Source organism: Microbaculum marinum, assembly GCF_037855135.1.
In the GTDB taxonomy this organism is placed as follows: domain Bacteria; phylum Pseudomonadota; class Alphaproteobacteria; order Rhizobiales; family Tepidamorphaceae; genus Microbaculum; species Microbaculum marinum.
Genome location: NZ_JAZHOF010000002.1, coordinates 13,987 through 34,671 on the forward strand (window position 1 = coordinate 13,987; position 20,685 = coordinate 34,671).

General features: G+C 66.9%; 23 protein-coding genes and 1 tRNA gene. 11 read left to right on the top strand and 13 right to left on the bottom strand.

Going from position 1 to position 20,685, the window contains the following annotated elements:
- Positions 1-102 precede the first annotated feature (102 nt).
- Both accD and trpA read right to left on the bottom strand, forming a co-directional pair.
- Complete coding sequence (accD, locus tag V3328_RS03520) at positions 103-1,056, bottom strand: acetyl-CoA carboxylase, carboxyltransferase subunit beta (protein WP_340328274.1); 954 nt, start codon at positions 1,054-1,056, stop codon at positions 103-105.
- Positions 1,057-1,127: 71 nt separating this feature from the next.
- Positions 1,128-1,970: a tryptophan synthase subunit alpha gene (gene trpA, locus V3328_RS03525; RefSeq protein WP_340328275.1), complete on the bottom strand. Its 843-nt coding sequence runs from the start codon at positions 1,968-1,970 to the stop codon at positions 1,128-1,130.
- On the opposite strand from trpA, the gene V3328_RS03530 reads away from it, so the two are divergent.
- Positions 1,929-2,348, top strand: a complete 420-nt coding sequence (locus V3328_RS03530) for an endonuclease domain-containing protein (RefSeq protein ID WP_340328276.1) — start codon at positions 1,929-1,931, stop codon at positions 2,346-2,348. The two genes, trpA and V3328_RS03530, sit on opposite strands and share 42 nt — an antisense overlap.
- Before the next feature lie 202 nt (positions 2,349-2,550).
- Here V3328_RS03530 and trpB read toward each other — a convergent pair whose 3' ends face one another.
- The 8 genes from trpB to aroA all read right to left on the bottom strand — a co-directional run bounded on the left by trpB (position 2,551) and on the right by aroA (position 10,422).
- Positions 2,551-3,708, bottom strand: a complete 1,158-nt coding sequence (gene trpB / locus V3328_RS03535; RefSeq protein WP_340328878.1) for a tryptophan synthase subunit beta — start codon at positions 3,706-3,708, stop codon at positions 2,551-2,553.
- Positions 3,709-3,764: 56 nt separating this feature from the next.
- Positions 3,765-4,490, bottom strand: coding sequence for a phosphoribosylanthranilate isomerase (locus tag V3328_RS03540; protein WP_340328277.1), 726 nt, complete (start codon positions 4,488-4,490; stop codon positions 3,765-3,767).
- A gap of 100 nt (positions 4,491-4,590) precedes the next feature.
- Positions 4,591-4,938 carry a LapA family protein gene (locus V3328_RS03545; protein WP_340328278.1) on the bottom strand — a complete coding sequence of 116 codons (348 nt, stop codon included), beginning with the start codon at positions 4,936-4,938 and terminating at the stop codon, positions 4,591-4,593.
- Between the two features lie 58 nt (positions 4,939-4,996).
- Positions 4,997-5,284, bottom strand: a complete 288-nt coding sequence (locus V3328_RS03550; protein ID WP_340328279.1) for an integration host factor subunit beta — start codon at positions 5,282-5,284, stop codon at positions 4,997-4,999.
- Positions 5,285-5,314: 30 nt separating this feature from the next.
- A complete protein-coding gene (gene sppA / locus V3328_RS03555) occupies positions 5,315-6,286 on the bottom strand; it encodes a signal peptide peptidase SppA (protein WP_340328280.1) in 972 nt (323 codons plus the stop codon).
- A gap of 112 nt (positions 6,287-6,398) precedes the next feature.
- The gene (gene rpsA / locus V3328_RS03560) at positions 6,399-8,234 is read right to left on the bottom strand and encodes a 30S ribosomal protein S1 (protein ID WP_340328281.1); all 1,836 of its coding nucleotides are present in this window, start codon (positions 8,232-8,234) and stop codon (positions 6,399-6,401) included.
- A gap of 146 nt (positions 8,235-8,380) precedes the next feature.
- The gene (gene cmk / locus V3328_RS03565) at positions 8,381-9,013 is read right to left on the bottom strand and encodes a (d)CMP kinase (RefSeq protein WP_340328282.1); all 633 of its coding nucleotides are present in this window, start codon (positions 9,011-9,013) and stop codon (positions 8,381-8,383) included.
- A complete protein-coding gene (gene aroA, locus V3328_RS03570) occupies positions 9,010-10,422 on the bottom strand; it encodes a 3-phosphoshikimate 1-carboxyvinyltransferase (RefSeq protein WP_340328283.1) in 1,413 nt (470 codons plus the stop codon). The genes cmk and aroA overlap by 4 nt, the downstream gene beginning before the upstream one ends.
- Positions 10,423-10,643: 221 nt before the next feature.
- Between aroA and V3328_RS03575 the strand changes: the two genes are divergently transcribed.
- From V3328_RS03575 to V3328_RS03620, 10 genes are all read left to right on the top strand, one after another.
- Positions 10,644-11,087: a TIGR02300 family protein gene (locus tag V3328_RS03575; RefSeq protein ID WP_340328284.1), complete on the top strand. Its 444-nt coding sequence runs from the start codon at positions 10,644-10,646 to the stop codon at positions 11,085-11,087.
- Positions 11,088-11,193: 106 nt separating this feature from the next.
- Positions 11,194-11,280 (top strand) — tRNA-Leu (locus V3328_RS03580).
- 248 nt (positions 11,281-11,528) lie between these two features.
- A complete protein-coding gene (locus tag V3328_RS03585; RefSeq protein WP_340328285.1) occupies positions 11,529-12,143 on the top strand; it encodes a ribonuclease D in 615 nt (204 codons plus the stop codon).
- Positions 12,144-12,292: 149 nt separating this feature from the next.
- Positions 12,293-13,117, top strand: a complete 825-nt coding sequence (lptC, locus tag V3328_RS03590; protein WP_340328286.1) for an LPS export ABC transporter periplasmic protein LptC — start codon at positions 12,293-12,295, stop codon at positions 13,115-13,117.
- Positions 13,107-13,730 (top strand): LptA/OstA family protein, encoded by a 624-nt coding sequence (locus V3328_RS03595; protein WP_340328287.1) that lies wholly within the window; start codon positions 13,107-13,109, stop codon positions 13,728-13,730. Before lptC ends, V3328_RS03595 begins: the two co-directional genes overlap by 11 nt.
- 369 nt (positions 13,731-14,099) lie before the next feature.
- Positions 14,100-15,014, top strand: coding sequence for an LPS export ABC transporter ATP-binding protein (lptB, locus tag V3328_RS03600; RefSeq protein WP_422732921.1), 915 nt, complete (start codon positions 14,100-14,102; stop codon positions 15,012-15,014).
- A 15-nt stretch (positions 15,015-15,029) separates the two neighbouring features.
- The gene (rpoN, locus tag V3328_RS03605) at positions 15,030-16,631 is read left to right on the top strand and encodes an RNA polymerase factor sigma-54 (protein ID WP_340328289.1); all 1,602 of its coding nucleotides are present in this window, start codon (positions 15,030-15,032) and stop codon (positions 16,629-16,631) included.
- Positions 16,632-16,829: 198 nt separating this feature from the next.
- Positions 16,830-17,426 (top strand): ribosome hibernation-promoting factor, HPF/YfiA family, encoded by a 597-nt coding sequence (gene hpf, locus V3328_RS03610; RefSeq protein WP_340328290.1) that lies wholly within the window; start codon positions 16,830-16,832, stop codon positions 17,424-17,426.
- 48 nt (positions 17,427-17,474) lie between these two features.
- Entirely contained in the window at positions 17,475-17,939 is a 465-nt protein-coding gene (gene ptsN, locus V3328_RS03615; protein WP_340328291.1) for a PTS IIA-like nitrogen regulatory protein PtsN, read from the top strand.
- A 134-nt stretch (positions 17,940-18,073) separates the two neighbouring features.
- A complete protein-coding gene (locus V3328_RS03620; protein ID WP_340328292.1) occupies positions 18,074-18,460 on the top strand; it encodes a RidA family protein in 387 nt (128 codons plus the stop codon).
- An 84-nt stretch (positions 18,461-18,544) separates the two neighbouring features.
- Here V3328_RS03620 and V3328_RS03625 read toward each other — a convergent pair whose 3' ends face one another.
- From V3328_RS03625 to V3328_RS03635, 3 genes are all read right to left on the bottom strand, one after another.
- Entirely contained in the window at positions 18,545-18,817 is a 273-nt protein-coding gene (locus V3328_RS03625; protein ID WP_340328293.1) for a BQ00720 family protein, read from the bottom strand.
- 87 nt (positions 18,818-18,904) lie between these two features.
- Positions 18,905-19,333: an Hsp20 family protein gene (locus V3328_RS03630; RefSeq protein ID WP_340328294.1), complete on the bottom strand. Its 429-nt coding sequence runs from the start codon at positions 19,331-19,333 to the stop codon at positions 18,905-18,907.
- 277 nt (positions 19,334-19,610) lie between these two features.
- Complete coding sequence (locus tag V3328_RS03635) at positions 19,611-20,684, bottom strand: sn-glycerol-3-phosphate import ATP-binding protein UgpC (RefSeq protein WP_340328295.1); 1,074 nt, start codon at positions 20,682-20,684, stop codon at positions 19,611-19,613.
- Position 20,685 lies beyond the last annotated feature (1 nt).

A 20,685-nucleotide genomic window follows, 5' to 3' on the forward strand; every position in this document is an offset into this window, starting at 1 on the left:
CCCGGTTGTGCCGGTTCGTGGGGCATTCAGGTTCGGTTCGTATATAGGACGGCAACCGGCCGGAGTCAGCCGCCCGGACTCTTCGGGGCCGTGGTCGGTGCCTCAGTCGGCGGCTTCGGCGAGCGGAACCGGTACCGGCTCGGGCTCGCCGTCGGCCGACGTCTTCGTATCGGCGGCCTCTGTTTCCGCCTGCACCGCTGAGAAGGACGGCGCCTTCAACAGGAGCCGGCAGACGCGGCTCAGCGTCTCGCGCAACTCCAGCCGCGATACCACCATGTCGACCATGCCATGGTCGAGCAGGTACTCGGCGCGCTGGAATCCCTCGGGCAGCTTCTCGCGGATCGTCTGCTCGATGACGCGCGGTCCGGCAAAGCCGATGAGCGCGCCGGGTTCCGCGATATGGATGTCGCCGAGCATGGCGTAGGAGGCCGTGACGCCGCCCGTCGTCGGATTGGTCAGCACGACGATATAGGGTTGGCCGGCCTCGCGCAGCTTCTGCACCGCGACCGTGGTCCGCGGCATCTGCATCAGCGAAAGGATGCCTTCCTGCATCCGCGCACCGCCCGAGGCCGCAAACATGATGAAGGGCGTCTGCCGCTCGGCCGCCGTTTCGAGGCCGGTGATCACCGCCTCGCCGGCGGCCATGCCGAGCGAGCCGCCCATGAACTCGAAGTTCTGGATGCCGACCGTCACCGGCAGGGCGTCAAGCGTACCGTAGGCGATGCGCACGGCGTCGCGGGCGCCGGTCTTGTTGCGCGCGTCCTTGATCCGGTCCGAATAGCGCCGCTCGTCGCGGAACCGCAGCGGGTCCGGTGAGACCTCGGGCGTCTCGATCGTCACGTATTCGCCGTTGTCGAACAGCTGCTTCAGCCGTGCGTCGACCGGCATCCGCATGTGATGGCCGGACCCGGGAATGACGTAGAGATTGGCCTCCAGATCGCGGTGAAACACCATCTCGCCCGTTTCCGGGCACTTGACCCAGAGATTGTCCGGCACTTCCTTCTTTTCCAGGAAGCTGCGGATCTTGGGTCGGACGACGCTGTTGATCCAGTTCACATAAGCCTCGCTTTGTCGCACCCCCGCCACGGGCGAATACCGGCGGTCGGGGTACGGTTGCAGTATCGCAGCTATTCGGCGGCTTTGGGGCGGCCCGCGCGCACGCCGTCCGCAAGCTGCGACACCAGGCCGGAGACCGCCTCGACGGTTCCACCGGTAGCATGTCCGTCGGCATCGAGCGAGCCGCGTACGGCCTCGACCAGGGCGGAGCCGACGACGACGCCGTCGGCGCCGGCCGCGATCGCCGCGGCCTGATCGGGCGTCTTGACGCCGAAGCCGACGACGACGGGCAGTTCGGTGTGGCGCTTGATGCGCCCGACCGCTGACGTGACCGCGCCGATATCGGGCGCCCGCGTGCCGGTGATGCCGGTGATCGAGACGTAGTAGACGAAGCCGGAGGTGTTGGCCAGGACGAACGGCAGGCGCCTCTCGTCGGTCGTCGGCGTCGCCAGACGGATGAAGTTGATCCCCCGCTCGATCGACGGCAGGCACAGCTCGTCGTCGGCCTCCGGCGGCAGGTCGACGATGATCAGCCCGTCGACGCCGGCTTCCCTGGCGTCGTCCAGGAAGGTTTCGCTGCCGTAGGAATAGATCGGGTTGTAGTAGCCCATCAGGACGATCGGGGTGTCGTCGTCGCCGGACCGGAAGCCGCGGACGAGTTCGAGCGTCCGGCGCAGCGTCTGGCCGGCCTTCAGCGCGCGCAGGCCCGCAGCCTGGACGGCCGGTCCGTCGGCCATCGGATCGGAGAACGGCATGCCGATCTCGATCACGTCGGCGCCGGCGGCCGGCAATGCCTTCAGGATTTCCAGCGACGTGTCGGGATCGGGGTCGCCGGCCATCACGAAGGTCACGAAGGCCGCTCGGCCTTCCGAATGCAGGGCCGCGAAGCGCCGGTCGATGCGGGAGGTGGTCATGGTGCGCAGGCCGTGTTTTCGTGGGGCATGGAGCAATTCAGGAAGCGATCGGCTGAACTGCGGAGTCGGCAGACCAGGGCCGAGGCACGCCTGTGGAGTGCTCTGAGGAATCGCAGGCTGGCGGAGTGGAAGTTCCGTAGACAGCACCCGATCGACCGGTATGTCGTCGACTTCGTGACGATCGGCGGGAAGCTGATCGTCGAAGTGGACGGCGTGACGCATGTGACCGGCGAGGAACGTGCAAAGGACGACGAACGGACACGCATCCTCGAGTCGCTCGGCTTTCGCGTCGTCCGGGTCTCGAACACCGACGTGTACGAAAACCTCGACGGCGTTCTTGCGATGATCTTTGAGGAACTCACCCTATCGCGCCGGTAGAGCCCCCTCACCCGGGCCTGGCTTTGCCAGTCCCGACCTCTCCCCGCCGGGGAGAGGTGATGGAGCAAGCTGTCAGTAAGGTGCCCCAGATGGGGTCTTCGATCGTTTGGAAGACCAGCACAACGAACTCCCACCTCTCCCCGGCGGGGAGAGGTCGGCGCCTTTGGCGCCGGGTGACGGGGAGCGGACGTTGCCGTATCCCTCACAGGTCGTACCCCAGGATCTTACCGACGGCGAAGACGTCCTTGTCGCCGCGGCCGCACATGTTCATGACGATGATTTTGTCCTTCGGCATCGACGGGGCGATCTTCATCACCTGGGCGAGCGCGTGCGAGGGCTCGAGCGCGGGGATGATGCCTTCGAGCTTGGTGCAGAGCTGGAAGGCCTCCAGCGCCTCCTCGTCGGTGATCGGGACGTAGGCGACCCGGCCGGTGTCGTGCAGCCAGGAGTGCTCCGGACCGATGCCGGGATAGTCGAGGCCGGCCGAGATGGAGTGGCCCTCGAGGATCTGCCCGTCGTCGTTCTGCAGCAGGTATGTTCGGTTGCCGTGTAGCACGCCGGGTCGCCCGGCGCTCAGCGAGGCGCAGTGTTCCTCGCCCTGGAGACCGTGGCCGCCGGCCTCGACGCCGTAGATCTCGACGTCGGCGTCGTCGAGGAAGGGATGGAACAGGCCGATCGCGTTGGACCCCCCGCCGACGGCGGCGACCAGCACGTCGGGAAGCCGGCCCTCGGCCTGCATGATCTGCTCGCGCACCTCCTTGCCGATCACCGACTGGAAGTCGCGCACGAGCTCCGGGTAGGGGTGCGGTCCGGCGGCGGTGCCGATGATGTAGTAGGTCGACTCGACGTTGGCGACCCAGTCGCGCAGCGCCTCGTTCATCGCGTCCTTCAGCGTGCCGGCCCCGGAGGTCACCGGGTTCACCTCGGCGCCGAGCAACTTCATGCGGAACACGTTGGGCTTCTGCCGCTCGACGTCCGTGGCGCCCATGTAGACGACGCAGGGATGGCCGAACCGCGCGGCGACGGTGGCCGCGGCGACGCCGTGCTGGCCGGCGCCGGTCTCGGCGATGATGCGGGTCTTGCCCATGCGCCGCGCCAGCAGGATCTGGCCGAGGCAGTTGTTGATCTTGTGGCTGCCGGTGTGATTCAGCTCGTCGCGCTTGAAGTAGACCTTCGCGCCGCCGAGATGGTCGGTCAGCCGCTCGGCGAAGTAGAGCGGGCTCGGCCGGCCGGTGTAGTGCGTGTTGAGGTGGGCCAGCTGTGCCTGGAACTCCGGATCTTCCTTGGCCTCGTTCCACGCCGTCTCCAGATCGAGGATCAGCGGCATCAGCGTTTCGGCGACGAAACGACCTCCGAACATGCCGAAATGGCCGCGCTCGTCTGGACCTGCGCGATAGGTGTTGGGCGATGCGATGGTCACGTCGGTATCCTTTCGAGTGCGCCGCCGCCCGCCGTAACGGTTTCCCGCCCGACGGCGCGAACGGCGTCGACGAAGCTGCGGATCGCGGCGGGATCCTTGCGGCCGGGCGCGGATTCGACCCCGGACGACACGTCGACGGCGCCGGGCCGCGCAATGCGGATGGCCGTGGCGACGGTGTCGGGATCCAGCCCACCCGACAGCATGAATGGCAGGGGCAGGTCAAGCCCGGCGAGCAGCCGCCAGTCGAACGAGAGGCCCAACCCGCCGGGCCGGGATGCCCCGGGAGGGGCCTTGGCGTCGAACAGGATTCGGTCGGCGACATCGAAATAGGCGCGTGCGCGCTCGATGTCCGCGACGTCCCGCACGGCGATCATCTTCATCACCGGCAGCCGGTAGCGTGCCTTCAGCGCAGCGACCCGTTTGGGGCTTTCGTCGCCGTGCAGCTGCAGGAGATCGGGGCACAGCGTCGTGCAGATGTCGTCGAAGGCCCGGTCGTCGGCGTCCACCGTCAGGGCGACGATCCTGGCGCGGCCGCGCAACGGCTTCGCCAGTTCGGCGGCCCGGCCCGTCGCCAGATGGCGCGGGCTCGGCGGAAAGAACACGAAGCCGGCCAGATCGGCCCCGGCCTGGAGCGTCGCGGCAACGGCGGCCTCGTCGGTCAGGCCGCAGATCTTCACCTGGATGGAGTACGGTTCGGGCACCGGCCCTTGGACCTCCCGCATGTCTGTATCCTTGATTGAGGCGATAGGTGCCACGAAAGTGCGGCGGGAGTCCATGCGGAGAGGGGGCTCCGGCGGGGCCTCGACCTTCCGGGGCCCGGCTTCAGGTGCGCCTGAGCACGGGCAGTCCCGGTGCGCCCGCCTCGTCGGCCTGCTTGCGCCGGGTCTCGTCGAGGCGGTAGCGGGCCCGTGCGGCTTCCTGGCGATGGACACGCGCCCGCCGGCGCCACTTGCCCTGGCTGAGCCAGGCGGCGGTGCCACCGACGACTACGCCGACGAGCAGCGCGGCGAAGATGATCAGAAACAGCGGCAGGGTGACGGAAACGGCGGGATCTGTGCCGTTGAACGGGTCGAGCGAGATGGTGACCGGATGCCGGTTGGCGACCGACAGCACGATCAGGATCACGGCGAGCGGCAGATAGATCAGAAACTGGACGAGGCGGCGGATCATCGCGGCTCAATCGCCTCCTGGAGCGGGCTTCTAGACGGGATCGTCGAAACGATATCGCCTAAACGCTGCCGCCGTTCAACCGTTCGCGCATTTCCTTGCCGGTCTTGAAGAAAGGCACGTTCTTCTGCTCGACGGAAACTTTGGCGCCGGTCCGCGGATTGCGTCCGGTGCGGGCGGGGCGGTGCTTCACCGAGAACGCGCCGAAGCCGCGAAGCTCGACCCGGTCGCCGCGTGCGAGCGCTGCGGTGATCTCGTCGAGTATCGTATTCACGATCATTTCGACGTGTCGCTGGTATAGATGCGGATTTGCCTGGGCAATCCGCTGCACCAGCTCGGATTTGATCATCTCGCCCCCTCGAAGATCTTGGCGAAATTCTTATTGTTCAAGGTCTTGAGGCTGCCAGACGGATACCAGCCCGTCAAGGCTGCCGACGCTGCTACGCGCACTGCGTTCGATGACGAGGGCCAGCGTGTCCCATCCCAGGCCGCGCGCCAACGACGCGGCCGCGCCGGCAATGCCGATTCCGCTCAGCCCGCTCTCCGGCTTCCATTCGCGGATGTCGAGATCGCGGTCGATGCGGTACTCGGTCGCAAGCCAGTCGCGCACCGCGTCCTCGCCGCCGATCGCATCGATCAGATCGAGCTTCAGCGCCTGGCCGCCGCTGTAGACCCGGCCGTCGGCGATCCTGCGCGCCTCGACGGGGTCGAGCTTGCGGCGGTCGGCGACCAGTCCGACGAACCAGTCGTAGGAATCCATGACCAGCGAGCGGATCGCCGCCTTGGCGTCTTCGCTGGTCGGCTCGAACGGGTTCGGCTCGGCCTTCAGCGGGCCGCTCTTGATGGTCTCGAAATCGATGCCGATGTCGCCGAGCATCCGGTGCACGTCCGCCCACTGGAACAGGACGCCGATCGAGCCGGTGATCGAGGTGCGACGCGCGACGATGTGGTCGGCGGCGATCGCTGCGGCATAGCCGCCCGACGCCGCGACGGTGCCGATCTGGGCGACGACGGGCTTGCGGGCGGCGACCTTGCGGATCGCATCGAAGACGGATTCGGCGCCGGCCGTGGTGCCGCCCGGACTGTCGATCGCCACGATCAGCGCCTTGGCGGCGCTGGAATTGGCGATCTTGTCGAACATCTGCTCGACCTTGCGGTCCTCGACGATGATGCCTGTCAGGTTGACCCGGGCGACGTGGGAACTGCGGGGGCCGAACAGCCCGTTCTGCATGCTCGCCGCGGCGACCCCTAGGATGGCGACGACGGCAAGGACGAAGGCGGCGACGCGCCAGAAGGACAGTTTCCGCCGCAGGCGGCGGCGGTCGACGAGCTGATCTGCGTCCAACGACATTGCCCCAGGCGCTCCTCAGGTCGAACCTGTCTTCGAAATGACGGTCGCGGCACGGGGCCGCGACCGGAATTGGTGTGACGCTGCGCGGTGTCGGACCGGCCGGATGGCCGTCCTACTTCTCCGCGTCGTCGTCGGACTCGTCGGCCGGGGCCTGTTCCTGGGCACGGCTGAGCGCCGCGCCGAGGATGTCCCCGAGCGAGGCACCGGAGTCGGTCGACCCGTACTGGGCGACGGCTTCCTTCTCTTCGGCGATCTCGAGCGCCTTGATCGACACCGAGACCTTGCGGGTCTTGCGGTCGAACTGGGTGACGCGGGCGTCGACCTTCTCGCCGGTGGCGAAGCGCTCTGGCCGCTGCTCGGAGCGGTCGCGGGCCAGATCCGAACGCCGGATGAACGACGTCAGGTCGGTGCCGGCGATCTTCACCTCGATGCCGTTGTCCTTGACGTCGGTGACCTCGCAGGTGACCACCGCGCCCTTGCGGATGTCGGAGGCCTCGGCGGACACGAACGGATCGCCCTCGAGTTGCTTGATGCCGAGGCTGATGCGCTCCTTGTCGACGTCGATGTCGAGCACCTGCGCCTTGACCATGTCGCCGCGGTTGAACTCCTCGATGACCTGTTCGCCCGGGCGGTTCCAGTCGAGGTCGGAGAGGTGCACCATGCCGTCGACGTCGCCGTCGAGGCCGATGAACAGGCCGAACTCGGTCTTGTTCTTGACCTCGCCCTCGATGACCGAGCCGACCGGGTACTTCTCGGCGAAGCTGTCCCACGGATTGTCCATGGTCTGCTTCAGGCCGAGCGAGATGCGCCGCTTGACCGGATCGACCTCGAGCACCTGCACCTCGACCTCCTGGGAGGTGGAGACGATCTTGCCCGGATGGACGTTCTTCTTGGTCCAGCTCATCTCGGAGACGTGGATCAGACCCTCGACACCGGGCTCCAGCTCCACGAAGGCGCCGTAGTCGGTGATGTTGGTGACGCGGCCCTTGAAGCGCGCATCGACCGGGTACTTGGCCTCCACGCCCTCCCACGGATCGGCCTCAAGCTGCTTCATGCCGAGGCTGATGCGCTGGGTCTCGTGGTTGATCTTGATGATCCGCACCTTGACCGTCTGGCCGACGGCGAGAACCTCGGTGGGATGATTGATGCGCCGCCACGCGATATCGGTGACGTGCAGCAGTCCGTCGATGCCGCCGAGGTCGACGAACGCACCGTAGTCGGTGATGTTCTTGACGACGCCCTCGATGACCTGGCCTTCCTCGAGGCTCTGGACCAGTTCCGAACGCTGCTCGGCGCGGGTCTCTTCCAGGACGGTGCGGCGGGAGACGACGATGTTGCCGCGGCGCCGGTCCATCTTGAGGATCTGGAAGGGCTGCGGAGTGTTCATCAGCGGACCGACGTCGCGCACCGGCCGGATGTCGACCTGGCTCCTCGGCAGGAAGGCGACGGCGCCGTCGAGATCGACGGTGAAGCCGCCCTTGACCGAGTTGAAGATCATTCCCTCGACCTTCTCGTTGGCGGCGTAGGCCTTCTCGAGCTTCTCCCAGCTCTCCTCGCGGCGTGCCTTGTCGCGGCTGATGACCGCCTCTCCGAGCGCGTTCTCGACGCGCTCCAGATAGACTTCCACCTCGTCGCCGACCTTCAGGCTCGACTCGCGGCCCGGCGCGCCGAACTCGCGAACCGGCACGCGGCCTTCCGTCTTCAGACCGACGTCGATGACCGCCATGTCCTTCTCGATGGCGACGACGGTGCCCTTTACGACAGAGCCTTCCTCGAGAGTGTTCTGGGTGAAGCTCTCTTCGAGGAGAGCTGCGAAATCTTCACGTGAAGGGGTATTTTCCATGCTGGCTATGGCCACGGTGTTTTCCTGCTCCTGTTCGGGGCCGTCCGACCGTACCGGCCGATCCCGAAAATGTGTGTTGGCACCCGCCGCACCCGACCCGCGCACCAGTGCGCGTCACGACCGAGACATTCACGGCTGGCGATGAACCTGTCTTCCGGGGGATGCGGGCGAACCGGCGTCCGGCAGCGAATGAAAACCCTGCCGGAAGCACGTATAGGGGCGCGGCAGGGACAGGCCCTGAAGACGCACCCTCATATCGCCGCTTGCGAGCCGCTGATCAAGTCCACAGCCGCCCGGAACGCGGCTTCTATATCCAAGTCGGTGGTATCGAGCAAGTGCGCGTCGTCCGCGGGCCGCAAAGGCGACACGGCGCGGGACGTGTCGCGGGCGTCGCGTCGGCGGATGTCGGCGAGCACCTGTTCGGGGGCTGCGTCCGATCCGCCGGCCACCATTTCCCGCCAGCGACGCTCGGCCCGGGCCTCTGCCGAGGCGGTGACGAACAGCTTGGCATCGGCGCACGGGCAGACCACGGTGCCGATGTCGCGCCCGTCGAGGACCGCGCCCGGCGGCACGGCAGCGAAGTCGCGCTGGAACGCGAGAACGGCGCTGCGCACCTCCGGATCCGCCGCGACGATCGAGGCCGCCTCTCCGACCCCCGGCTGGCGCAGGGCCGCCTCGTCACGGAGCGCGGCCGCATCGAGCCGTTTCGCCGCGTCGCGTCTGTGTCCGGGATCCTCGACGTCGCCGCCGGACTCCAGCACGGCCCGCGCCACGGCCCGATAGAGCAAGCCGGTGTCGAGCCGGCGCAGGCCGAAATGGGCTGCAATCCGTTTCGCCAGGGTTCCCTTGCCGGACGCGGCCGGGCCGTCGATTGCGATGATCACGTCGCCGATCCCGTCGGCTCGTCCCCGTCCGCCGTGCCGATCTCTGCACCAAGGCCGCTCATCAGGGGCACGAAATCGGGGAAGCTGGTGGCGATCATCGATCCGTCGTCGACGGCGACCGGGCGCTGGCTGGCGAGGCCCATGACCAGGAACGCCATGGCAATGCGGTGATCCATGTGGGTCGCAACGATACCGCCACCCGGCGCGGATCCGTTGCCTCCGGCTACGATCAGGTCGTCGCCGTCGATGCGGACGTCTACGCCGTTTGCCGCAAGTCCGGCCGCGACGGCGGCGAGCCGGTCGGACTCCTTGACCTTCAGCTCGGCGAGCCCGCGCATCACGGTCGTACCTTCCGCAAACGACGCGGCGACGGCGAGCACGGGATACTCGTCGATCATCGACGGCGCCCGTTCCGGCGGCACCTCGACGGCCTTCAGGGGCCCTGCCGCGACGATCAGGTCGGCGACGGGCTCGCCGCCATGGTCCCGGCGATTGGCCAGTTCGATGCGTGCGCCCATCTCCTGCAGCGTCGTGATCAGCCCGGCCCGGGTCGGGTTGATCATGACGTTCTCGATCGTCACCGACGACCCCGGCACGACCAGGGCGGCGACGAGCGGGAACGCCGCCGACGACGGATCCCCGGGCACCGTCACCTCCCGGCCGGACAGCCTCGGCCGTCCGGCAAGCGCGATCCGTCTGGCGCCGTCGGGATCCGTCGAAATGTCCAGATGCGCGCCGAAATGCGACAGCATCCGCTCGGTGTGGTCGCGGGTCGGCTCTGGCTCGATCACCGTCGTCGTCCCGGGGGAATTGAGTCCGGCGAGCAGCACGGCGGACTTGACCTGTGCGGAAGGCACCGGCAGCCGGTATTCGAACGGGATCGGATCCCGCGTGCCCCGCAGTGTCAGCGGCAGCCGGCCGTCACTGGAGTCGACGATGCGCGCGCCCATCGCCTGCAGCGGCGTCAGCACCCGCCCCATCGGCCGCTTGCGCAGCGAGGCGTCGCCGTCGAAGCGGGCAGTGATGCCGTGGCCGGCGACGACGCCGAGGATCAGCCGGGCGCCGGTGCCGGAATTGCCGAAATCGAGGGGGGCTGCCGGCTCGAGCAGGGCACCGACGCCGACGCCGTCGACGGTCCATGTTCCCTCGCCCGTGCGTTCCACGACGGCGCCGAAAGCGCGCATCGCGTCGGCCGTCGCAATGACGTCGTGACCCTCCAGGAGCCCGGAGATGGTCGTGCGGCCGGCCGAAAGCGCGCCGAACAGCAGCGCCCGGTGGGAGATCGACTTGTCGCCCGGCACCCGTACACGGCCCCTCAGCGGGCCGCCGCTGCGGCCCTGGAGGCGGGCGTTCGGCAACTCTGAAGTCTGCCCGCGATCGGAACGGTGCGGGGCTGGCGAGGCGGTCATGGGGTCTGATTCCGGATGGTTGCCGCCTGCGGACGAGGCGCCTCGCCACGCGGCCGTTTCGACGGCCTCCTAGCACAGGGCCGGCGGGCCGTCATCCCGATCGCTGTATTTGGCTTTGACACGGTTCCGGCTTTGCGTTTATGGGAGGCCCCGATTTTCAGGGATGCGGCCATCCCGGCCCCCTCAATTCGACAGCGAGATTCAGGACAGGTTTTAGAGCGATGGCAAGACCCGAGCTCGGCACGAAACGGACTTGCGGCGAATGCGGCACGCGCTTTTACGATCTCATGCGCGATCCGATTATCTGCCCGAAATGCGGAACGGAGTTCGTCGTCGCCGCCACGGCGGCGGCGACGTCTGCGAAGGCGAAGCCCGCCAAGGCCAAGGCGCCCGCGGAGCCGGCCCCGGACGATGAGACGGAAGACGAGGCCGACGAGGCACTGGTGCCGCTGGAGGACGCCGACGCCGAGGAGGAAGATACCGGGCGCGCCGATTCCGATGTGGATGCCATCGAGGTGGACGACGACATTCCCGACGTCGACGATGACGACGACAAGGCGATCGGCGACGACGACGACGATGATTTCCTCGAGGACGACGAGGAGGACGGCGACGACGTCGGTGTCCTGATCGACGGCGACATCGAGGACGAAGAGGAAACGTGAGAGGGGCCGCAGCGCGGCGGGGGCGGTGGTCCCGCCGGCAATTCTCCGGTCGCGCCCGCGAGCGCATTGACAAGGCGTCAGGCGGCCAATAACTGTCTGAACAATTGCCCAGGTGGCGGAATTGGTAGACGCGCTAGCTTCAGGTGCTAGTGCCCGAAAGGGCGTGGAAGTTCGAGTCTTCTCCTGGGCACCATCCTCTCCGGGATGGTCTTTTAGACGGGGCCCCCGAGGCCATTCGGCGGGCCGCTAGCGCGGGTACAGCGCTGCGGATGCAGACCGGGGCATGTCGTTGCGGCGGCACCGGGCAGCTGTTAAACAGCGCCTCTGGAACGCGTCGGAAATCCCTTATTTTTCAATGCAGAGGGACCACGGGCTCCGTTGCAGGTTCCCGGAAGTCGCGCCCATTCCGGTCGCGCCAGACCCGAGAGGGGGGACACTACGATGACGATCACTCTGCACCGCGGCGACCTGCCGGACGACCTCGACCTTGGCGCAGCCGTCGCCGTCGACACCGAGACGCTCGGCCTCAACCTGTCCCGGGACCGTCTCTGCCTGGTGCAGCTGTCGTCGGGCGACGGGACGAGCCACCTGGTGCAGCCCGATCGTGCCACCTACGACTGCCCCAACCTCAAGCGGCTGCTGGCGGATACCTCCGTCACCAAGATCTTCCACTACGCCCGGTTCGACGTCGCCATGATCGCCCGCCATCTCGGCGTGCTCACCGAGCCGGTGTTCTGCACCAAGATCGCCTCGAAGCTGACCCGCACATATACCGACAGGCATGGCCTCAAGGACCTGTGCCGGGAGCTGCTGGGCATCGATCTGTCCAAGCAGCAGCAGAGCTCAGACTGGGGCGCGGAGACGCTCAGCGACGCACAGCTCGAGTACGCCGCCTCGGACGTCCTGTACCTGCATGCCTTGAAGGAGCGGTTCGAGGTGCTGCTTGCCCGCGAGAACCGCGTCCACCTTGCCGAGGCGTGTTTCGGCTTCCTGCCGGCCCGGGCGCTGCTGGACATCGCCGGATGGGCGGACGAAGATATCTTCGCCCACTCGTAGGCGGGCGCGGGTGATTCGCCGCCGCCATCTTGCGGCACGGAGGATCTGCGCGAGGGCGAAGGCTGGCCGGACGCCGCTATTTCACCGTATTGTTCGCCCATGACGCCGGCAGACACGGGGGCCCGTGCAGAACAACGACAGACGAGCGGATGTCGATTAACGTCAGGACGCTGACCGGCAGCTGGAGCTTTGGTCCGCCGTCGGGCTCCAGTTCCCGGCTCGGCGAAGGCTCGCGCCGCAAGTTCGACGCGAGCTGGCGGGCCGCCCGCCGGCACAGCCGCTTCGTCGCGGTGCTGCGCATCGCGCTGCCGGCAGTCTCGATCCTTGTCGTGGCCTCGATGTTCATCACGATGCGAACCGTCTCGACGAGCTTCGGCGACATCGACCTCGGCGAGGTCGGGCTCCAGGGGACCACGCTGACGATGCAGAATCCGAAGCTGTCCGGCTTCAACGAGAACGGCACGTCCTACCAGGTGACGGCAGCAAAGGCATTGCAGGACGTGACGAATCCGCGCGTGGTCACTCTGGAGCAGATCGACGGCACCATGACGCAGCCGGACGGCAACGACGTGCATATCACCGCGCGCAACGGCGTCTACGATGCCGACGCCCAGAAGCTCGATCTCACCGAGGAGATCGTCGTGCGGACCAAGAACGGCGAGAATGCCTATCTGAACTCCGCCCATGTCGACATGGGGGCGGGCCTGATCCGCAGCGAGGATCCCGTCGAGGCAGAAACCAAGAGCGGCCGCATAACCGCCAATTCCATGGAAATCACCGACCGCGGCTCGCATCTTCTGTTCAAGGGCGGCGTCGTCGTCGTGCTGCGGCTGGACGGCGGCAAGGTCCGGGGTGCGTCGGGCGGCGTCGCCGAGGCCGGCGACGCCGGACAGGGGAGCGAAACCGGGACCGGCACGAACGGACCCGACGTCGACGTGACCGGTGCCGTGGGAGCCGCCCAGAATGCGAATTGAGCTTTTCCGCCTCCTCTCGCGCCTGGCGATCCCGGTAGCGGTTGCGGCGCTGTCCATCGCTCCCGTACCGGCCGCGCAGGCGCAGGCCGTCAGCGACGCGTTTTCGAATCTCTCGGTCGAATCCGACAAGCCGGTGAAGATCGAGGCCGACCAGCTGGAGGTGTTCGACGACCAGAAGGCCGCCGTGTTCAGCGGCAACGTCATCGTCCGGCAGGGCAACACGACCATGCGCACCTCGGAGCTCAAGGTCTACTACCAGGGCGAAGGCGCCGCGACCGAAGACGCGACCGGCCAGCGGGTGTCCAAGCTCGAGGCGACCGGCGAGGTCGTGGTGATCGCCGAGGGCCAGAAGGCGACCGGCGACTGGGCCGTGTTCGAGATGGCGACGCAGGAGGTGCGGCTTGGCGGCAAGGTGGTTCTGACCCAGGGCCAGAACGTCCTTCGTGGCACCGAACTGGTGGTCAATCTGGAAACCGGCCAATCGAAGCTGGTCTCTGCCGAGCAGACGACCGGGGGCACCGGCCGGGTTCAGGGGCTTTTCATTCCCGGCGCGATGGGGCAGAAGCAAGAAAAGAGCCAAGATCGGGACGCGCCCGCGGATCAGACCAACTGAGGTCGTTCCGCCTGCCGCCCGGATCGACGCCAAGCCCGTCGGACGAGCCGTTTCATGGGAGTATCAGCCACTTTGGGCCGTCTTCTGACACTGCCGCGCCGGCTTCGCCGGCCGCGTCTGCCCCAGAACGTATTCGGCCGCAACGGCGCCTCCGGCAGGCCGGCTGCGCGCGGATTCCGCACAGACGGGCCGCCGCAAGGCGATATCCGGCCGCACGACCTCGGACCGATCGATTTTGACGCAGCCGACCTGGATGCGGAACCTGGCGCGGAGTACGAGGCCGCTGCGGACGCCGCCGGAGCCTATCCGGCGCAGGCGCCGGCCGGCGACCAACCTCCCGCCGAAGATTACCCGCAGCGGCCTCCCGATCTGGGCGATTCCGATCCCCTCTATCCCTCCGTTGCGCAGCAGGAGGTCATCGAGAGGAGCGATCTCGACTGGGAGGCGCTCGAACGGCGCGTTGCCGACGTCCCGCTGCCCCCGGCAAGGGGCGATAGTCCCGCGCCGGTTCCCGAAGCCATCCAGTCGATCGCGCCGGGAAATGTAGAACCCGCCCATGGCGAGGGCTGGCTCGAGGTGCACGGCGTCTTCAAGAGCTTCAAGAGCCGTCCGGTGGTCAAGGGCGTCAGCCTCGGGGTGCAGCGCGGCGAGGTGGTCGGGCTGCTCGGACCGAACGGGGCGGGCAAGACGACGGTCTTCTACATGATCACCGGCCTGATCGCGGCAGACACCGGGCGGATCGCCTTCGACGGCCGCGACATCACACGACTGCCGATGTACCGCCGCGCCCGGCTCGGCATCGGCTATCTGCCGCAGGAGCCGTCGATCTTCCGCGGACTGACCGTCGAGCAGAACATTCGCGCCGTCCTCGAGATAACCGAGCGCAACAAGGCGAAGCGCAAGGAGGAGCTGGAATCGCTGCTCGAGGAATTCGCCATCACACGGCTGCGCCATTCCCCGGCGATCGCGCTGTCGGGCGGCGAGCGGCGCCGCGTGGAGATCGCCCGCGCGCTGGCCTCGCGACCGGCCTTCATGCTGCTCGACGAGCCCTTCGCCGGCATCGATCCGATCGCGGTCGGCGATATCCGGGCGCTGGTCCGCCACCTGTCGGCACGCGGCATCGGCGTGCTGATCACCGATCACAACGTGCGCGAGACGCTGGGCCTGATCGACCGGGCGTACATCATCCACGACGGTCAGGTTCTGATGCAGGGCTCACCGGCCGAGGTTGTCGCCAATGTCGACGTCCGCCGGTTCTACCTTGGCGACGAATTCCGGATGTAGACGGGCCGGGGGGCAATGGCACTTTCACCGAAGCTGGAGTTGCGGCAGTCCCAGTCGTTGATCATGACGCCGCAGCTGATGCAGGCGATCAAGCTGCTCCAGCTCTCCAACATCGATCTCCTCGCCTATGTCGATGCCGAACTGGAGCGCAATCCGCTGCTGGAGCGCGAGGACGACGGCGGCAGCGACGATGGCGCCGGCGACGGCCACGCCACCCCGGAGGGCTTCGATGGCGAGGCGGGAGCCGGCGACCGGGGGAGCGGCGACGGCGCTGCCGGAGAACCCGACCGCGAGGGCGCCGGCGCGGAAACCCCGGGGGATCTGTTCGAGGCGGCCCGAAGTGGCGACGTATCATCCATTTCCGCGACGCTGGACACCGATTTCGACAACGTCTTCGACCCGGAGACCGTGGCTCCGGCGAACGGCACGGCGGCCGGCGGGCCTGCGACCGACTCCGGCTGGAGCACGGTGCGCGGCGACCGCCAGCCGGTCGACGGCGATGCCGACTTCCTGGAATCGGCGCTCGCCACCGGCACGAGCCTGCAGGATCACCTGATCGACCAGCTCTCGGTCGCCATTGCCGAACCGAAGGCCCGCCTGATCGGCCGTCATCTCATCGATTTGGTCGATGAGAACGGCTATCTGACCGAAGCGCCGGCGGTGACGGCGGAGCGGCTCGGCATCGACGAGGCGCAGGTGAACGGCGTGCTGGCCGTTCTCCAGACCTTCGACCCGGCCGGCGTCTGCGCGCGCGATCTTGCCGACTGCCTGGCGATCCAGCTTCGCGAGCGAAACCGCTACGATCCGGCCATGCGGGCGCTGGTCGACAACCTCGACCTGCTCGCCCGACGCGATATCCCCGCCCTCAAGCGAGTTTGCGGCGTCGACGACGAGGACGTTGCCGACATGATCGGCGAATTGCGCCGCCTCGACCCCAAACCCGGGCAGGCCTTCGGCGCGGAACCGGTACAGCCGGTGGTGCCGGACGTCTTCGTGCGGCCGGGTCCGGACGGGGGCTGGCAGATCGAGCTGAACGGCGACACGCTGCCGCGCGTGCTCATCGACCAGACTTACTATTCGACGGTATCGCGCAGCGCCCGCTCCGAGTCCGACCGCGCCTACCTTTCGGACTGCCTGCAGCAGGCCAACTGGCTGGTGCGCAGTCTCGATCAGCGCGCCCGGACGATCCTGAAGGTGTCGACCGAGATCGTCCGCCAGCAGGACGCCTTTCTCTCGCAGGGGGTCCAGTCGCTGCGGCCGCTCAACCTGCGCACGGTCGCCGACGCCATCCGCATGCACGAGTCGACGGTCAGCCGGGTCACTTCGAACAAGTACATGGCGACGCCGCGCGGCATTTTCGAGCTGAAGTACTTCTTCACCACCGCCATCGCCGCAACCGAAGGCGGCGACGCCCACTCGGCCGAGGCCGTGCGCTATCGCATCAAGGAACTGATCGATGCCGAATCGGCTCAGGACATTCTGTCGGACGACGCGATCGTGCGGGTGCTGCGGGCCTCGGGTGTGGATATCGCCCGGCGGACGGTGGCCAAGTACCGGGAGTGGATGAAAATTCCCTCATCCGTTCAAAGGCGTCGGGAGAAGCGGGCCGGATTGTGATCGCGCGATGTCGGCAGGCGATTGACTTGGCGCAATCGCCTCCTTAGGTTCCGACCGCCGCGAGGGGATTTGTCGATGACACCATTGGCGCGGCATGGCGGCGTCGCAAACAGGACGACGCGGGACCTGCAGTTGGCGCAAGACACGATGCCCGGACTAGGTCTGTTTCTTGTTATCAGTCCGAACGAATAAGAGATCATGCAGCTTCGGGTCACCGGAAAGAACATCGATGTTGGCGACGCACTTCGTGACCAGATCACGGAGCGTCTCGGCGCGGCCCTGGAGAAGTACTTCGACGGCGGCTGGTCGGGCCAGGTAACGGTCGAGCGGGAGGGCTCCGGCTTCCGCACGGAATGCCGGATTCATCTGGATTCCGGCATCGACCTGCAGAGCCGGGGCAAGGCCCAGGACGCCTATCAGAGTTTCGATCAGTCCGCCGAGCGGCTCGAGAAGCGGCTGCGCCGCTACAAGAGGCGGCTGAAGGACCACCATCTGGAGCACAACGTCGAAGAGGCGCTGGCCGCGACCAGCTACGTGATCGCCGCGACCTCGGACGAGGAACCGGCCGAAGCGCAGTCGACCGACGACAATCCCGTCGTCATCGCCGAAACCGAAACGAAGGTACGGCGGATGACGGTCGGCATGGCGGTCATGGCGCTCGACCTGTCCGAAGCGCCTGTCGTCATGTTCCGCAATATCGCCAGCGGCCGCATGAATGTTGTATATCGGCGGGGGGACGGCAACATCGGCTGGATCGACCCGACCGAATCCGGTGAACATAAGGCACGGGGATAACGGCCCCGGGCCAAGTTCGGCCCGGCCGCAGGCCCGTGACGGTGAGATATGGACCTTAGTGATCTCATTCAGCAGGACGCAATCGTTCCTGGGCTGAAGGCGAACTCGAAGAAGCAGGTCATTCAGGAACTTGCCGAGCGTGCGGGGACACTGCTCGACCTCCCGGCCCGGGACATCTTCGATCATCTCCTGCAGCGCGAAAGGCTCGGCTCGACCGGCATCGGTCAGGGAGTCGCCATTCCGCATGCCAAACTTTCGAAGATCGACGGTCTGTTCGGCATGTTCGCCCGTCTCGACAAGCCAATCGACTTCGACGCCATCGACGACGAGCCCGTCGATCTCGTTTTCCTGCTGCTGGCGCCCGAAAGTGCCGGTGCGGATCATCTGAAGGCGCTGGCGCGCATCGCCCGGCGCATGCGCGAGCCGGGCATGGCCCAGAAGCTGCGCGCCTCGCGCGACGCCGCGGCGATCTACGCGGTGCTCAACCGCGCTGCCGAGCCGAACGCGGCCTGAGTACCGCGTCCCGGCGGCGTTCTGTCTGCGTCACCGATTTTTTCATCGCCAGATGCCGCCGTCGCCTCCGTGCGACGATGACCAGCGCCGCTTAGGCCGGCGGGCTCTTCTGTATTCGAACGAAGGGATCGGAAATGGAAACGATATCGCATAACCCGATTTCCGGCATCTATGCAGCAACTGACGACTATGTGCATGCCATGGAGGTCCGCAATCCCGAACGCTTCCTCTTTGTAAGCGGTACTATGGGGCTCGATGCGGACGGGGCAGCCGGCAGGACGCTCGAGGAGCAACTCGACCTGATCTGGGCCAACATCCGCACGATACTGGCAAGCGCCGCCATGAGCGTGGACAATATCGTCCGGGTGACCAGCTATCTGAGGGATGGCGCCTTTGCTCAGGCCAACGCATCGGCACGGGTCGCCGCGCTCGGCGGGCGCGTCGTTCCGACGACCGGAATCGTTGCCGAAACACTGTCACCCGACTGGTTCGTTGAAATCGAGGTTATTGCCGCAGGTTGAGCCGGAAGAGTCGTATGGTATCACCAGACAAACCAAACGCCGGGCAACAGCCCGGCGTTTGCGTTCTGGTCCTGCCGCATGGCGTCAGTGCAGGCTGACGGTCTGCAATTCGTGCTCGACGGCACCGGCGCGTGCCGCATCCTCGCTGTCGGTCAGCATGATCGGGGTGCCGTCGGCGGCGCTCAGCATGAACAACCGGATGCCCGGCGCCATCTCGGGCGCCTCGGGAAACAGGTCCTTCAGGACTTCCGACATGATCGGACGCACATAGGCGATCCGCCCGCCGCCGATCTTTGCCAGCATCTCCGGCGAGATGGTGGGCTTGTGGTCGTCCCGGTGATTGGTGTTGTGTTCCATCCTACTCGTACCTCTTGCTGTTACTCGGCTCGATTGCCGTCCCGCATCCGAGCGTGCGGGCGCTTACCTCCCTGTATCGAGTGCTCCCTACGGGGCGCTTCGGATCTCGATGGTGCGGATAACCCGCTCGGGCTCCGGCCGTTCGAGATCTATGGTCAGAAGTCCGTTTTCCAGCGATGCGCCGGTCACCTCCATGCCGTCTGCCAGAACGAACGTGCGCTGGAACTGACGGGCCGCAATGCCGCGGTGGAGGTACTCGCGTTCGGGATCGTCGTTCTGGCGACCGCGGATGGCGAGTTGGCTTTCCTCAAGCGTCACGTCCAGTTCGTCGCGGGAAAAGCCGGCGACTGCAAGCGTGATGCGAAGCATCGCAGGTCCGCCGTCGCCGTTTCGCAGCCGTTCGATGTTGTAGGGCGGGTAACCGTCCCCCGCACTCCTGGACGCGCGGTCGATCAGGCGCTCGATGCCGTCGAAACCGAGCAGATACGGGCTGTTCAAGGTAGGTACGCGTGTCATTTCGTGCAAAGTCCTCGTGATCAAGCGACCTTGTGGCGGGCCCATCCGGCACCCGGTCCCGGCGACCTTCGGTCCTCCGGTTGACTACGATATGGTGCTGCTCAGGCAGGCGTTCAAGCGATGGCGAGGGGCCGGTCGCAGACCGCAGGCCGCACGGCGCGTGGCCTGGCCAAAGTCCGGAACAGGCTGGTCCTGGCGCGGATTCATGTCGCGCAGAATGTCGTCGAACCGGCCCGATGCAGGCACCCGCCGCACTGCCGGGAGACGCACCCGATGATCAGATGCGCTGGCCGGTTTCGGCGTCGAACAGGTGGACTGACCCGCGGCGGGTATGGACCGGCAGCACCGCGCCGGCCTCGTGCTCGACATAGCCCGCCGCGCGAACGGTCGCATCGTGGCCGTCGCCGACCTGTCCGTGGATCAGCGATTCCGCCCCGATCGGCTCCACGCCGGAGACGGTGAGATCGAACGCGACGGCTCCCGGGCCTCCGGTGCCCGGCTGCAGTTCCTCCGGCCGGACGCCGATCAGCAGGGACGGCCGGACGATGTCTCCGTGAATAGGCATCGCAATCGGCCGGGCGGCCCCGGACAAGCGCAAACCGTCGGGTCCCGCCTGCGCCGGAATCAGGTTCATCGGCGGCGAGCCGATGAAGCCCGCCACGAAGGCGCTTGCCGGCTTCTCGTAGACCTCCATCGGCGTTCCGATCTGCTCCAGCCTCCCGGCGTTCATGACCACCAGTTCGTCGGCCAGCGTCATCGCCTCGAGCTGGTCATGGGTCACGTAGACGCTGGTGGTGCCCAGGTGGCGCTGCAGGCGCCTCAGTTCGATCCGCATCTGGACGCGCAGCTTGGCGTCCAGGTTCGACAGAGGCTCGTCGAAGAGGAAAACCTTCGGATCGCGGACGATGGCGCGGCCCATTGCGACGCGCTGGCGCTGACCGCCCGACAGCTGGTGCGGCTTGCGCGACAGCATCGCCTCGATGGAAAGAGCGGTTGCAGCTTCGCGCACCTTGCGGTCGATCTCGGGCTTCGGCACTCGCCGGTTGCGGAGGCCGTAGGCCATGTTGTCGTAGACCGACATGTGCGGATAAAGCGCGTAGTTCTGGAACACCATGGCGATGTCGCGTTCGGCCGGCTCGCGGTCGTTGACGATCTGTCCGCCGATCGAGATCTCGCCGGCCGTGACGGCCTCGAGCCCGGCAATCATCCGCAACAGCGTCGACTTTCCGCAGCCGGACGGCCCGACCAGGACGCAGAGCTTGCCATCCCCGATCCGGAGGTCGACCGACTTCACCGCTTCGAAGCCACCCGGATAGACCTTGCGGACGCCGCTGAGGCCAACCTCGGCCATG